The following is a 13,202-nucleotide window of genomic DNA, read 5'->3' on the forward strand; positions in this document are numbered from 1 at the left end:
TCTCGCGATCACCGCGCCTATCTCCCGGTCTGTTTCCCGTGCTCGCGCGCCGCGCTGGCTCCCACTACCCCGCAGGAGGGGACCCGTGGATGACCTGGAGAAGACGATCGCGCTGATGGGGACCAGCGAGTCGGTGACGATCGGTCAGCCGACTCTCGGCCTGGTGTATGCCGCGCTGGTCGAGAACGACTCTCTGCGTGCCCGGCTGGCTGCCCAGCAGCCCGTCATCGACGCCGCCGAGACCTGGGAGCGTCAGCGCTACGGCCGCGGTCCGTGGCCGGAGGGGACCGAGCGGTGGCCGCAGGTAGAGAAGCGGCTGCGCGAAGCTGTCCGCGCGCTCCGGGCCGCGTTGTCGGGGTCCGTCGAGGCCCGGCGGGAGGAGATCCGATGACCGAGCAGACCCCGGGCAATCTGCCGCCGCTGGTGGCGATGGACTGCTACGACGCCATCGAGATCGTCGCGGCCCGGGCCGATGCACCTTCCAGGCTGCTCGCGGAGAACGCCCGTCGGGTGGCTGACCTGTGGAACGACCCGCCGGGCTCGATGCTGCCCAGGGAAGAGGCCGCGCGGGCTTTCCCGGAACTGGCCGACGCGCTGTACGAGCTGCTGGGAGGTGGCCCCTGTGGATGATCTGATGCCGAAGCGCGGCGTGAACGACTCGCGGCTCCGCAACTGGGCACGGGGAGTTGCGACGACACCGCCGCCACGCGACGCGGTCGCCGAGCTGCTGGCGGAGAACGACAACCTGTGGGCGCGGTGGCAGGCCGCCCGCACCGTACTTGACGCTGCCGAGAAGTGGGCCGAGTTCAACGGGTCCACTAACGAGCTTCTCGCCGCTCTGGACGCCTACCGGGCGGCGTCGGGGTCCGTCGAGGCGGACACCCCAGCCGAGCCCGAGCAGCACCGCCTCGACGTGTGGGAGCGCGACGACAGCGACTGGACGTGGCGGTGCACGTGCCAGGCCCACGGCGCTTCCTGGCCGTCCGAGCGGGCAGCCCAGGAAGGCGCGGACGAGCACGTGCGGGAGGTGGCGGGCACCCCGGCCGCAGAACCCGCCGACCTGCTGCCGCCGCGCGAACCGGGAGACCTCCGGCCCGCCGTCGAGCGCGCGTTGAAGATGCTGGAGGGCAGCGTGCTCGCCCGCGAGGTGCTGCGCCTGCGCGACGTCGCCGACTCCCTGCGAACGGACCTGCGGCGTGAGCGGGCGGCGGCTGAGCTGGCCCACGCGACCGTGGATCGCCTGACCTCCACCCCGGCCGCCGAACCCGCACCCGACCGCGTGATGACCGCGACGACACGGGCGCTCGTCCGTCGCATCGGCTCCGTCCGAAGCGAGCTGGCCGACGTCCTCGACTCCACCTGCTGGGCATGCCACGACACGGGCATCACGCAGGAGGAGTGGTTCGGCCGCGACGCCGACGGCGCCCCGATGGTCGACGGCCTGCAGCCATGCCCAAACGGCTGCGACATCCCGACGTGGCTGCGACTGGAGTTCACCGAGGGCCCGACGGACTGGATCGCCCGCGCGCTGGCTGGGGCGGGCGCCCCCACCGAGCCAGCCGACGCCCGACCTGGCACCTGCCCGACGTGCGACTCGTCCCAGCCACACCTGCACCCGTCGCCCGACCTCTGCACCAACCCGTGGCACCAGCCCGTCCCGACGACCGTTGCAGGGTGGCGTCGCGAGGTCTCCCGTTGGGCGTACCTGCTTCGCAACCTCGCCGAACTCGCCGACCTGGTTGCTGATGCGGGCCCGTCCGCTGGACGGATCGCTGACGACATGACGCGCGCTCTCGCCGAGCCAGCCGACGACACGCAGGAGACCGGCCATGGCTGAGGTCACGACGGCACGCGACGTGATCGCGATGCTGCGACGGCACTACCTGCCCGAGGGACGCCAGCCGTCGGGCATCTTCGCGCCCGAGATCCAAGCCCCGACGAGCACGCGCCGCGCAGACCTGATCTGGCAGGACGTGACGATCGCCGGCAAGGGCCAGCTGGTCGGACACGAGGTCAAGGTGTCCCGTGCGGACGTCCTCGCGGAGCTGGCAGACCCGATGAAAGCCGACGCCTGGATGCGGTACTGCGACGCATGGTGGCTGGTCCTGTCCGACGCGGCCCTGATCGATGGGGTCGACGTGCCTGAGCTGTGGGGCGTGATGGCGCCCCCGTCTGGTCGACGGACCCGCAGCATGACGATCGTGCGCCCCGCGCCCAGGCTCAAGCCCGCCGATAAGGCGCCAGCGTTCGAGACGATCGCAAAGTGGACGTTCTGGCGTCTCCACCGCCTCGACCTCGCGCAGCAGTCGCAGGCTAGGACCGAGGAGAACCTTCGTCGTCAGATCGATGACCTGCTGGCGCGCGTCCCTCGCTCATCGCCACACCAGGACAAGCTCGACGCAACGGTGCGGCAGATCATCCGCGGACTGGGCGGGATCGAGCGGGACGGGAAAATCGGCCGCTGGACCAACGAGGTCGACGTGGACGACGTCGTGGCCGCGCTTCGTGACCTCGGCACGTTGCACTACCGGGCGCAGCACGTCGAGTACCGGATCCGAGACGCAGTCGACAAGCTCGAATCCCTGATCAAGGGCATCGACGGCAAGGCCGTCACCGAGTTCGCGGACGCCTACCAGGCACTCCGGGATCGCGCATCGGCGCCGGCGGAGGGTGCGGCATGAGCACCGGCGAGCCGACCACCAACGAGGCCGACAGCGACGTCCACCCGTGGGTCAAAGACCTCGACGGCGTGTGGCACCTGCGGCCGAGAGGCCGCGGCTGGTACCTCGCTGGGGAGCGGGAGGACGACGCCCAGGCCGAGACGCTCTGCGGCCTGTGGGTGCCCTCGGCCCACGTCAGCAGGTACAGGCCGGACGGGACCTTGTGCCCGGCGTGCGCCGCGCTGGCTGGGTCGGCCGACGACACCACCTCGGAGGACAACTGTGGCTGAGCCCAGCGCCCCCACGTCCTACGACGAACTGATCTCGGTGCTCGAAAGCCTCCCGATCCTGGTCCGCGAGACCCGACGTCGTCGAGGCATGTCCCAGCGCGCCGCAGCCGAGCAGATCGGACTGGAGACCTGGGCGACCCTGAGCCGCTGCGAGAACGGCGCCGGGCTCCACATGAAGTCGATCGTGCCGCTGCTGCGCTGGATCGGGACCCCGGACGCCGCGCTGGCTGGGTCGGCCGACGACACCCGCGAGGGGACGACATGAGCGTGACGTACCTGCTCTGGTGTCGGGAGTGCGAGGACGAGCCCAGCCCCGACAACGCCATCCCCTTCGGCTCTCCGGCTGAACGCGGCAAGTGGGCGGCTGAGCACCGACGTGGCACCGGACACGACCGTTGGCTGGTCCTCGACACCGACTCGCCCACCATCGTGCCGCTGTACCTGGGGCCCGACGGCGAGCGGGAGGCCACGTGACGTCCGACCCCGCCACACCCGCCGACGACGACTGCCAACGCTGCGCCGACCTGCAAGCCGAACTCGACCAGGCCCGCGCCGACCTCGCCCAGGAACGCGCACGCCGCACCCTCGGCGGCACCCCACCCGGCTACTACGCGCCCGGGACGTGGACGAACCAGCGCCTACCGCCGCCGCCATCCGCCACCGACCCCACAGCGCCGCCGCTCATCACCCACCTCAGCTCCAACCCCCCGCCCCGTCGACACCCCCACCCGCCACCAGCGCCACCCCCCGGGTGTCCGCGATGACCCCCCGCCGCCGCTCACCACTACCCCCCGGGTGGCGCCGCCTCCGCGCCCAAGTACTCGACCGCGACCAACACACCTGCCGCCTCCAACTCCCCGGCTGCGCAGGCCACGCCACCGACGTCCACCACACCCACGCACACAACGACCACCGACCCGACCACCTCATCGCAGCCTGCGGCCCATGCCACGACACCGTCACCGGCCGAGACGCACGAGCAGCACGACGCGACCGAGAACAACGACCAGCCACACGACACCCAGGAGTCCAACCATGACCGACCAGCAAACCGAGCCGACCAACACCGAGCACACCGAGCCACCGCACCTCGTCGTCATCACCACCGACGGAACCGTCTTCAGCTGGCCCGCACGCACAACCGCGTTCTTCCACCGAGCCGACGGCCGCCTCACCCTGCACACCTGGAACCCCGACACAAACGAACGAGGCGACGACATCATCGCGATGTTCGCCCCCGGCAAGTGGGACGCGATCTACGACGACGAGCACCTCGACGACTGACTCACCCAGGGGGGCCACCCCCCGCCCCCACCCGCAGCGCCCTCGGTAGGCATAGCCGCTCGGATCTCGTGCGGATCCGTGGAAACGGCGCTGGTGGAACCTCGTTTACGATTTCTGAATTCGCCCCGGTGGCGGTCTGACTCGCATTGACCCTCCTGGAGGTCGCCGAAATGCCACCGGTACCGAAGCCGACAGAGCAGCGAGTGCGTCGTCACAAGCGGGTGGTCGACACTCCGCCGGCCGCGCCGGAATCGGGGGGCCGGGTCCCGGAATGGCGGCGGGCGTCGTCGAAATGGCACCCGGCGGCCCGGGATTGGTATCTGTCGCTGCGGGAATCGGGGCAGGCGTTCTACTACCAGCCGTCCGATCGGATGGCGGCGTGGTTCCTCGCCGAGCAGATGTCGCGGGTCCTCGCCGACCCGGAGGCGAAGGCGTCGAGCTACGACTCGGTGATGCGCGGCATGGAGCAGCTGCTGTGCACGGAGAGGTCGCGGCGCGCGGCGCACGTCGAGCTGGCCCCGCCGGGGGCGTCGTCGCGGCCGCCGGGCGAGGCGGGGGCGTCGTCGGCGGGGGAGCGGCGCGCGGCGGAGGTCGAGGCGGGCATCGCGCATCTGGAGGACGCGCGGCGCCGGCTGGCCGGGTCCTGAGCGCGCGGTGCTGGAGCCGCTGGACACGCTCCCGCCGGGTATCCCGGACCGCACGCTGGGCTGGGGCCTGCTGCAGTGGGCCGCCGGCGCGCAGCACGGGGAGCCGCTGTTCCACGTCCCGGATGGGGAGCTGGCCGGGCAGCCGCTGACGCTGACGGACTACCAGATCCGGTTCGTGCTGTGGTGGTACGCGCTCGACGAGCACGCGCGGTGGCTGTACCGGTCGGCGCTCGTGCGGCTGGCGCGCGGCACGATCAAGTCGCCGACGGCGGGGTTCCTGTCGCTGGGGGAGCTCCTCGGCCCGGTCCGGTTCGCCGGGTGGGACGACAGCGTGCCGGGCGGCGCGATCGGGAAGCCGGTGTCGATGCCGCTCGTGCAGCTGTCGGCGGTGTCGCAGGCGCAGGTCGGGAACACCTACAAGTACGTCGCGGCGTGGACGGCGCGGGGGACTCCGCTGCAGCGGCTGTACAACCTCGACCCGGGCCGCGAGCGGATCTACGTGCCGTCGACGCCGGGGATCACGGGCGGGGAGCTGCGGGTCACGACGTCGTCACCGGCGACGGCGCGTGGTGGCCGGCCGACGTTCGTGGTCGCGGACGAGTTGTCGGAGTGGACGGTGAGCAACCACGGCCACGAGTTCTACGACGTGCTCTCCGACAACGCGACGAAGGTGCCGGGCGCGCGGGTGCTGGGCCTGGCGAACGCGCCGGAGCCGGGCTCGGGGAGCGTCGCGGAGGCGTTGTGGGAGGCGTGGTCGGCGGAGCAGGAGGGCCGCACTCGGGGCCGGCAGCGGCTGCTGATGGTGGTGCGGGAGGCCCCGGCGGACACGGACTGGTCGGATCCGGAGTCGATCCGGGCGGCGCTGCACACGATCTATGACGACTGCCCGTGGGTGGACCAGGAGCAGATCCTCGAGCAGGTGCTGGACCCGAAGCGGCCGGTCGAGCGGTCGCAGCGGGAGTTCGGGAACTGGCGGGTGTCGAGCTACAGCACGTGGGTCGCGGCGCAGGCGTGGGACGCGTGCGCGGATCCGGAGGCCGTGGTCGAGGACGGCGAGGAGATCGCGCTGGCGGTGGACCCGTCGGAGTCGGACGACGCGACGGCGGTGGTGGCGTGCCGGATCTCGGACGGGTTCGTGTGGCCGTTGTGGATTCACGAGCCGCGGCACGCCGGGGTCCCGGTCGACGTCGCCGAGCTCGACTACCACGTGACGCGGGCGCACGAGCGGTTCCGGGTGTGCGCGCTGTGGTCGGATGTGCGGCCGACGGAGCAGCTCGTCCGCGTGGAGTGGCCGGGCCGGTGGGGCGCGACGTATGACGCGCCGGCGTCGGCGTCGGACCCGTGCGCGTTCGACATGCGGCGGCACATCTACACGTTCGCGCTGGGCGCCGAGCTGGTGGCGTCGGAGATCGAGCAGGGCACGCTCGCGCACTCGGGGGACCGGGTCCTGTCCCGGCACGTCTATGCGGCGTGGCGGCGGCCGTATCGGGACCGGGTGTCGGTGGGGAAGGGCCCGGACCGGGACCGGAAGATCGACGGTGCGGTGTCGATGATCCTGGCGCGGATGGCGCGGCGGGCGGTGCTGGAGTCGGCGGCCTACCGGAAGCGGCACCGGTCGCGGTCGGTGGTCGTGCTGGGCTGACCCGAAAACTCCGCAGCACCGCCGCCGGCGCGCGTCACGATCCTCGGGTCCTAGACCTCGCGCCGTAGGATCGGGCCCCAGATCCGCCCCCCGGTGGGCACACGGCGCCCCGGTGGCCGCGCACCGGAAGGGCGCCCAGCGTGGCCGACCTCGACACTCTCCGTGGCCTGATCGAGAAGATCTACGACGGCGCCGCCGAGCGCCGACGGCTCAACGCCTACTACGACGGCGCGCTCCGCCTCGCCGCGCTCGGGATCACGCTCCCCCCGGAGATGCGGAACCTCGCGGTCGTCGTGAACTGGCCCCGGCTCGCGATCCGGTCGCTCGAGGAACGGCTCGACGTCGAGGGGTTCCGCCTCGCCGGGGAGACCGGCACCTCCGACCGGCTGTGGGACTGGTGGCAGGCGAACAACCTCGACTCCCGCGCCCCCCTCGCGCACCGCGAGGCGCTCGTCACCGGTGACGCCTACGTCGTCGTCGGTCGCCGCGCCGACGACGAGCAGACCCCGCTCATCACCGTCGAATCCGGGGACCATCTGCACGCCGACGTCGACCCCGCGACCGGTGAGGCCCGGGCCGCCGCGCGGGTGTACGCCCCTGACGACAACGGGGTTCCGCAGCGGGCGGCGCTGTACCTGCCGGACGTGAACATCTACTACGAGCTCCGCTCGGGCAGTGGGTTCGTCGAGGTCGACGCCGTCGAGCACGACCTCGGCACCACGACCGTCGTGCCGATGCTGTATCAGGACCGGCTGTCCGACGAGACGGGCCGCTCGGAGATGCTCGACATCATCGGGCTCACGGACGCGTGCTGCCGCACCCTGACGAACCTGGGTGGGGCGCAGGAGCTGATCGCGGTGCCGCAGCGGTACGTGCTCGGCGCGACGTCGGAGGACTTCCGCAACCAGGACGGCACGCCGAAGCCGGCGTGGGAGGCCTACATCGGCCGGATCTGGGCGCTCGGGAACGAGGAGGCCAAGGTCGGGCAGTTCACCGCGGCGGACCTGCGGAACTTCACCGAGGTCATCAACCAGTACTCGAAGCTCGTGTCGGCCTTGACCGGGCTGCCGCCGCACTATCTCGGCTACTCCACGGAGAACCCCACCTCGGCGGACGCGATCCGGTCGTCGGAGTCGCGGCTGGTGAAGCGGTCGGAGCGGGCCGCGACCACGCTGGAGGACGCGTGGGAACGCGGGATGCGGCTGGCGCTGCGCTGGATCGACGACACCGACGACGTGCCGCGGCTGGAAACGAAGTGGCGGGACCCGTCGACGCCGACGTTCGCGGCGAAGGCAGACGCCGTCACGAAGCTCGTGCAGGCCGGGATCATCCCGAAGGAGGCCGCGTGGGACCAGCTCGGGTTCTCCCCGGAGCAGCAGGCCCACTACACGCAGCTCATGGCGTCGGACCCGATCAACACGCTGATCCGGTCGGTCGGCGCGGACACCGCGCAGGCGTGACGTCGTGGCGGTCGTCGAGCTCCGCCGTCAGCAGGACCTGATCTCGACCGAGGCGGCGCAGCTGGTCCTGCCGGTCCTGCTGCGTGCGGTCGAGGCCGAACTCCCGGACGCGGGCTGGGTGCGGCTCGCGGGGCTGCTGTACCCGCAGCTCGTCGGGTGGCGCGCGCAGGCCGCGACGATCGCGTACCTCGCCGCGCGGGCGGTGCTGCCGACGGCGGTCCGGCCGCCGGCGCTGCCGTATGAGCTGCCGTGGACGGTGAAGGCGCTGCAGAAGACGGTGTTCGGGGTGCCGCGGGACACGCCGGGCTGGTCCCCGGCGAAGGTCGCCGCCGACGGCACCGCCCGGCTGGTCCGGCACGTCGAGCAGGCCGGGCGGGAGACCACGATCCAGGTGTCGTCGGCGTCCGGCGGGAAGGGCCGGTGGGCGCGGGTGTCGGGGTCGGCGTCGCCCTGCTACTTCTGCGCGCTGTTCATCTCCCGCGGGCCGGTGTATCACTCCGACACGGCCCGGTCGGGCGGGTTCCACGCGCACGACCACGACCGGTGCGTCGCGGTGCTGGTCCGCGCCGGCGCCCGGGACTGGCCGGGCCGCGACGAATACGAGCGCGCCCAGGACATTTACGCGGATTCCACACGCGGCCAATCCGGAATGGACGCGGTGAATGCATTCCGGCGCGCGTGGGAGCAGCCGGGCGAATAGGTTAGTATTCGCAGGTCGCAGATGGTGCCGAATGGCCGCGACCCATGAGCCCCCGGTGGGCGCGCTCCCTGTGATTCGGAGTCTTTCGTGACTGAGCAGCAGCAGACCACGAACACCACGACCACCACCGAGCCGGCCGGTGCCGCCGAGAGCACTGAGCAGGAGCCGTTCGACGCGGAACGGGCGATGGAGAAGATCCGGAAGACGAACTCGGAGAATGCTGGGCTGCGGAAGCGGCTGAAGGAGCTGGAGCAGTACGAGGCCGCGGCGAGGGCCGCCGAGGACGCGAAGAAGTCCGAGGCGCAGCGGTTCGCCGAGCAGCTCGCCGACGCGAACCGGCGCGCCGAGGAGGCCGAGCTCGGCCGGCTGCGGGAGCGGGTCGCGCGGCGGGCGCAGCTGCCCGACGAGCTCGCGGACCGGTTGCGCGGCAACACGGAGGAGGAGTTGACGGCCGACGCGAAGGCGTTGGCGGCGCTCACCGCGAACGCGCAGGCGGCCGGTCGGGAGGAGCGCCGGAAGGCGCCGGACCCGTCGCAGGGGCAGGGGATGGCGCTGAACGGGGACCCGCTGCTGGACTCGCTGCGCTCCAAGCTCGGCATCTGATCGGCTACCCTCGCCGCATTCAGTCCCCCGCGGTGGGGGCGCGCTCGCCCGAGGTGGCGGTCCGACATCGGATCTCTCACCTTGAAAGGCGGGCCCAGTGGCTATCACCGCCCCCACCGTCACCGGCGACTTTTCCGGCTTCCTGACGAAGGAACGCGCGGAGCCGATCTTCAACGAGGCCTACAAGGCGTCCGCGCTGCAGCAGCTCGCGCGGAAGGTTCCGCTCGGCCTGGCCGGTACCGAGGTCCCGGTCATCACCTCGAAGCCCACCGCGGCATGGGTCGCGGAGGCCGGGCAGAAGCCCGTGTCCAAGGGCGGCATGACGCTCAAGTCGATGACCCCGAAGAAGATCGCGGCCATCGCGGTCGTCTCCGCTGAGGTCGTCCGCGCGAACCCGGGCGGGTACGTCGACGAGATCCGCCCCCAGCTCGGCGAGGCGTTCGCGATCGCGTTCGACGCCGCCGGGTTCCACGGCACGAACACCCCGTTCGGCGCCTACCTCGACCAGACCACGAACGCCGTCGGGATCGGCACCACCGCGGCGAACGCGGGCAGCGTGCACGGCGACCTCGTCGCCGCGCTGCGGCTGCTCGTCTCCAGCGGGAAGAAGCTCACTGGGTTCGCGCTCGACACCCGGCTCGAGCCCGACCTCCTCGGCGCCGTCGACACCACCGGACGGCCGCTCTACATCGAGTCCCCGTACGAGGGCACCGCCCCGGCCGCCCGCGGCGGCCGGCTGATCGGCCGCCCTTCGTCGATGGCCGACGGGGTAGGCGCGGCGACCCCCGGCGGCACCTCGGTCACCTACCCGCTCGGGTACGCGGGCGACTGGTCGCAGGTCGCGTGGGGCCAGATCGGCGGCATCTCCTACGACGTGTCCACCGAGGCCACCGTCACGATCAACGGTGAGCTGACGTCGCTCTGGGAAAACAACCTCGTCGCGGTCCGGGCCGAGACGGAATTCGGTCTGCTCATCAACGACGTCGCGTCGTTCGTGAAGCTGACCAAGACCACGCCGAGCTCCTGATGCCCGCCTACAAGCACCCCGAGGCCGGGACCGTCGTCGAGACCGACGGGCCCGCGCCGGACGGGTTCGAGCCCACCGACGATCTCGACTACGGCACCCCGGCGGAGGGCAGCGACGATGGCGCTGGCGCAGACGACGGACGTGGCGACGGCGCTGCGGCGGCCGCTGACGACGGACGAGACGCCGTTCGTCAGCGCGCAGCTCGGCCTCGTCGAGGCAAGGCTGCTGGCTCGGCTGCCGGGTCTGCTGACAAGGGCTGACGCTGAGCCCGAGTACGCGACGCTCGTCCGCGGGATCGAGGCCGAGGCTGTCGCGCGAGTGCTGCGCAACAGCGACGGCTACCGGCAGGAGTCCATCGGCCCGTGGTCGGCGACGCTCGACACGCGCGTCGCGGCGGGATTCCTCACGATCCTCGACGAGGAGTGGGCGCTGCTCGGCGCCGGCGGTGGGGCGTTCACGATCGCCCCGGTCGCGCTGGTGCCGCCGCAGTGGCCGACGTCGCTGACGGGGTGGGCGTGATGCGTTACCCCGACACGGTCGTCCGGTGCCGCCCCGGTGGCGTGGACCGCTTCGGCGACCCGGGCACGGAGACCCGCACGGAGATGACCGGTGCGTTCGCGCCGGTGTCCTCCAGCGAGGACCACGTGACCCGGGGTGACACGACGACGTCGACGGCGACGCTGTACCTGCCGTACGGCAGCGATGTCGTCGCGACGGACGTCATCGAGATCGGCGGCCGCCGCTGGCACGTCGACGGCGACCCCGCGCAGTGGTCGTCGCCGCTGACGGGTCGGCGCGCGGTGTGCTCGGTGTCGCTGCGGGCGGTGTCGGGATGACCGCGCAGCAGCGTGCCCGGTTCCGGCGGAACACCGCCGGGGTCCGGGCGTACCTGTCGCGGAACCCGCAGCTGCGCGCGGCGGTCGAGCGGCACGCCCGCGACGTCGCCGGCCGGATCGCGGCGGCCCCGTCGGGGGTCTACGACCGGATGCCCACCCCGATCGTGCAGCCGGCCCCGGTGGCCGGGGTGCGCGGTGACCGGGCGGGTGCGGTCGTGACGGTGCCGGCCCCGGCGCCCGGCGAGGTGCGGTACCCGGACGTGAAGTCCCGGTTCCGGGCCGTCGCGACGGTGGTCGGGACGGTGAGCAGGCGATGACCGAGGTGCTCGCCCCGTTCCCCGACGTCGAGGTCGTGCTCCTCGAGCTGTTGGAGCCCGTGGCGTCGACGTGCACGGCGACCCCGCCGACGATCACGCCGCCGCTGATCCGGGTGGTGCGCACGGGCGGCTCGGACGACGGGATCACCGACTCCCCGGTGGTGGAGGTGACGTGCATCGGCGCGGACCGGCAGGCGTCGTGGGCGCTGTCGGAGCAGTGCAGGCAGGTGATCCTCGCCAGCCCGAACACGGTGGTGGCCGGCGTGCTCATCGACTACGCGGCGACGTTCACGCCGCCGCAGCAGATCCCCGATCCCGACCTCGACAAGCGGTCGGTGACCTCGAACTACGAGCTGGCATTTCGTCGGCCGCGGACCTGAAAGGAAGATCGAAATGCCAGGATTCTCCACCCTGCAGCAGCGGCAGCAGCAGCTGATCCGGAAGGCGCTGAACGGCGGCATCTGGATCGCGGCGAGCAGCGCCGCGGCCCCGACGTCGCTCACGACCGGCGCCGGCTCGGACCCGGCTTCGCTGCCCGCGGGCTACAGCGACGTCGGCTACATCACGAAGGACGACGGCGCGTCGTGGTCGCGGAACATGGACACCTCCGACACCACGTCGTGGGGTGCGTTCGAGCCGACCCGGCGTGACATCACCTCCGACGTGACCGACCTGAAGTTCACGATGCAGGAGACGAAGAAGACCAGCCTCGAGCTGTACTACGGGGTCGATCTCTCGGGTGTCACGCCGGACGCGACGACCGGTGAGGTGTCGTTCAACCAGGCGACGTCGAACGTGACGATCTACCGCCGGTTCTTCGCGATCATGGCCGACGGTGTCGGCGCGGACGCGGTCTACATCGGCCGGTTCTGCCCTCGGATGTCCATCACGACGGTCGATGACCAGGCGTGGACCGACGGGACCGAGCTGCAGTACCCGGTGACCGGCACGGCGTTCGTCGACCCGACGCTCGGCTACTCGGTGCGGCACTTCTTCGGCGGCCCCGGCTGGAAGGCGCAGCTCGAGGCGGCCGGGTTCGACACCGGCGCCTGATCTCCGCTCCCCAGTGCCCGGCCGGCGGCGAGCTTCCTGCTGCAGCTCGTCGCCGGCCGGTCCCAGCCCCTCCAGCACCTCGACCCGGAAGGAACGACCGTGCAGAACACGACCCTCATCGCCCCCGACGGCCGCGAGTACCAGACCAGCGACCCCGTCGAGCTGAACAACCTGGTGTACGGGCAGGGCTACCGGATCAAGTCCGGTCGCTCCTACGACACCGTCGTCGCGTCGGGCGGCGCCGCGAAGGCCGCCGACGCGAAGGAGCCCGTCGACACGAACACCGCCACCAGCGGCGGCGGGAAGGCCACCGCGAAGTGAGCACCCCGGTCATGAACCGCAAGGACCGCCGGTCGTGGAACCGCATGGTCGCCGAGGCCCGGGACGTCACCGCCGAGGTCCCGGTCTCCGACGAGCCGGGCGACGTGATCGTCGTGCACATCCCGGCCGCCGAGGCGCTGCAGGAGCTGCAGAACCTGCAGCGCAAGGCCGACTTCGCTGGCGCGGTGTCCGTCCTGATCGGGAAGGACAACTTCGACCGGCTCAACGAGGCCGCCGGCGGGGACGTCCCGTTCACCGCGTGGCGTGACCTGATCTTCGACGTGATGGCGGACCTCAACCTCGGCGGCCCGGGGTCGCCCCCGGAATCGTCGGCCGTGCCGTCGAGCTGATCGACCGGTACG

The 13,202-nt window shown here is 71.8% G+C and carries 21 protein-coding genes; all 21 read left to right on the forward strand.

The annotated features are described in order from the left end of the window. Positions 1–85 precede the first annotated feature (85 nt). Positions 86–391 carry a hypothetical protein gene (locus PSD17_RS28365; RefSeq protein WP_339125382.1) on the forward strand — a complete coding sequence of 102 codons (306 nt, stop codon included), beginning with the start codon at positions 86–88 and terminating at the stop codon, positions 389–391. Next, positions 388–630, forward strand: a complete 243-nt coding sequence (locus tag PSD17_RS28370) for a hypothetical protein (protein ID WP_339125384.1) — start codon at positions 388–390, stop codon at positions 628–630. Before PSD17_RS28365 ends, PSD17_RS28370 begins: the two co-directional genes overlap by 4 nt. Continuing rightward, positions 623–1,837 (forward strand): hypothetical protein, encoded by a 1,215-nt coding sequence (locus tag PSD17_RS28375; protein WP_339125385.1) that lies wholly within the window; start codon positions 623–625, stop codon positions 1,835–1,837. The genes PSD17_RS28370 and PSD17_RS28375 overlap by 8 nt, the downstream gene beginning before the upstream one ends. After that, entirely contained in the window at positions 1,830–2,681 is an 852-nt protein-coding gene (locus PSD17_RS28380; protein WP_339125387.1) for a hypothetical protein, read from the forward strand. Before PSD17_RS28375 ends, PSD17_RS28380 begins: the two co-directional genes overlap by 8 nt. Further along, positions 2,678–2,950: a hypothetical protein gene (locus PSD17_RS28385; protein ID WP_339125388.1), complete on the forward strand. Its 273-nt coding sequence runs from the start codon at positions 2,678–2,680 to the stop codon at positions 2,948–2,950. The genes PSD17_RS28380 and PSD17_RS28385 overlap by 4 nt, the downstream gene beginning before the upstream one ends. After that, complete coding sequence (locus tag PSD17_RS28390) at positions 2,943–3,215, forward strand: helix-turn-helix domain-containing protein (RefSeq protein WP_339125389.1); 273 nt, start codon at positions 2,943–2,945, stop codon at positions 3,213–3,215. Before PSD17_RS28385 ends, PSD17_RS28390 begins: the two co-directional genes overlap by 8 nt. After that, complete coding sequence (locus PSD17_RS28395; RefSeq protein WP_339125391.1) at positions 3,212–3,424, forward strand: hypothetical protein; 213 nt, start codon at positions 3,212–3,214, stop codon at positions 3,422–3,424. The genes PSD17_RS28390 and PSD17_RS28395 overlap by 4 nt, the downstream gene beginning before the upstream one ends. A 561-nt stretch (positions 3,425–3,985) precedes the next feature. After that, the gene (locus tag PSD17_RS28400) at positions 3,986–4,234 is read left to right on the forward strand and encodes a hypothetical protein (protein ID WP_339125393.1); all 249 of its coding nucleotides are present in this window, start codon (positions 3,986–3,988) and stop codon (positions 4,232–4,234) included. 170 nt (positions 4,235–4,404) lie between these two features. After that, positions 4,405–4,881 (forward strand): phage terminase small subunit, encoded by a 477-nt coding sequence (locus PSD17_RS35490; protein WP_445261042.1) that lies wholly within the window; start codon positions 4,405–4,407, stop codon positions 4,879–4,881. A gap of 7 nt (positions 4,882–4,888) precedes the next feature. Then, entirely contained in the window at positions 4,889–6,523 is a 1,635-nt protein-coding gene (locus tag PSD17_RS28410; RefSeq protein ID WP_339125397.1) for a hypothetical protein, read from the forward strand. A gap of 140 nt (positions 6,524–6,663) precedes the next feature. Then, entirely contained in the window at positions 6,664–7,983 is a 1,320-nt protein-coding gene (locus PSD17_RS28415) for a phage portal protein (protein WP_339125399.1), read from the forward strand. Positions 7,984–7,987: 4 nt separating this feature from the next. Further along, positions 7,988–8,683 (forward strand): VG15 protein, encoded by a 696-nt coding sequence (locus PSD17_RS28420; protein ID WP_339125400.1) that lies wholly within the window; start codon positions 7,988–7,990, stop codon positions 8,681–8,683. Between the two features lie 87 nt (positions 8,684–8,770). Then, positions 8,771–9,286: a hypothetical protein gene (locus PSD17_RS28425; protein ID WP_339125402.1), complete on the forward strand. Its 516-nt coding sequence runs from the start codon at positions 8,771–8,773 to the stop codon at positions 9,284–9,286. A gap of 97 nt (positions 9,287–9,383) precedes the next feature. After that, positions 9,384–10,313, forward strand: a complete 930-nt coding sequence (locus PSD17_RS28430) for a phage major capsid protein (protein ID WP_339125404.1) — start codon at positions 9,384–9,386, stop codon at positions 10,311–10,313. A gap of 117 nt (positions 10,314–10,430) precedes the next feature. Continuing rightward, positions 10,431–10,832 (forward strand): Gp19/Gp15/Gp42 family protein, encoded by a 402-nt coding sequence (locus tag PSD17_RS28435; RefSeq protein ID WP_339125405.1) that lies wholly within the window; start codon positions 10,431–10,433, stop codon positions 10,830–10,832. After that, on the forward strand, positions 10,832–11,149 hold the full coding sequence (locus tag PSD17_RS28440) for a hypothetical protein (RefSeq protein WP_339125407.1): 318 nt from the start codon (positions 10,832–10,834) through the stop codon (positions 11,147–11,149). Before PSD17_RS28435 ends, PSD17_RS28440 begins: the two co-directional genes overlap by 1 nt. After that, on the forward strand, positions 11,146–11,466 hold the full coding sequence (locus tag PSD17_RS28445; RefSeq protein WP_339125408.1) for a hypothetical protein: 321 nt from the start codon (positions 11,146–11,148) through the stop codon (positions 11,464–11,466). Before PSD17_RS28440 ends, PSD17_RS28445 begins: the two co-directional genes overlap by 4 nt. After that, positions 11,463–11,846: a phage tail termination protein gene (locus tag PSD17_RS28450; protein WP_339125410.1), complete on the forward strand. Its 384-nt coding sequence runs from the start codon at positions 11,463–11,465 to the stop codon at positions 11,844–11,846. Before PSD17_RS28445 ends, PSD17_RS28450 begins: the two co-directional genes overlap by 4 nt. Positions 11,847–11,859: 13 nt before the next feature. Beyond that, complete coding sequence (locus tag PSD17_RS28455) at positions 11,860–12,519, forward strand: phage tail tube protein (protein WP_339125412.1); 660 nt, start codon at positions 11,860–11,862, stop codon at positions 12,517–12,519. Positions 12,520–12,618: 99 nt separating this feature from the next. After that, on the forward strand, positions 12,619–12,840 hold the full coding sequence (locus PSD17_RS28460) for a hypothetical protein (protein ID WP_339125414.1): 222 nt from the start codon (positions 12,619–12,621) through the stop codon (positions 12,838–12,840). Beyond that, on the forward strand, positions 12,837–13,190 hold the full coding sequence (locus PSD17_RS28465) for a hypothetical protein (RefSeq protein WP_339125415.1): 354 nt from the start codon (positions 12,837–12,839) through the stop codon (positions 13,188–13,190). Before PSD17_RS28460 ends, PSD17_RS28465 begins: the two co-directional genes overlap by 4 nt. The last annotated feature ends 12 nt before the right edge of the window (positions 13,191–13,202 follow it).

The sequence above is a fragment of the Pseudonocardia sp. D17 genome (genome assembly GCF_036984265.1).
Lineage (GTDB): Bacteria > Actinomycetota > Actinomycetes > Mycobacteriales > Pseudonocardiaceae > Pseudonocardia > Pseudonocardia benzenivorans.